We start from the raw sequence: 356 nt of genomic DNA, 5'->3' as shown, positions 1-356 counted from the left end.
CCCCACACCTGTCCTCCCCACATCTGTTCGAACACGCTCGGCAGCGTGATGAACACAAGCCCCGGGCCCGAGTCCGGCGCCACGCCGAAGGCGAAGCAGGCTGGGAAGATGATGAGCCCCGTGGCCAGGGCAACGCCGGTGTCGAGCACGCCGATCGTGGCCGCCACGCCCATGAGCGAGCGGTGCTTGTCGATGTAGCTGCCGAAAATGGTCATGGAGCCCATGCCGATGGACAGGGTGAAGAAGGCCTGACCCATGGCCGCGTAGGCCGCCTCGAAGAACATAGCCGGGCTACCGAAGATCTTCGGGACGTCCGGCCGCCGGTAGAAGGCCACGCCGTCGGCCGCCCCCGGAAG

1 pseudogene is annotated in these 356 nt (G+C 67.1%); it reads right to left on the bottom strand.

Features of this window, described 5'->3' with window-relative positions:
* Positions 1-356: pseudogene (locus NE591_RS13375) on the bottom strand (sodium-dependent transporter); the annotation flags it as partial.

The organism is Adlercreutzia sp. DFI.6.23 (genome assembly GCF_024462535.1).
Lineage (GTDB): Bacteria > Actinomycetota > Coriobacteriia > Coriobacteriales > Eggerthellaceae > Adlercreutzia > Adlercreutzia rubneri.
This window is presented reverse-complemented; position numbering and strand designations above follow the sequence as displayed.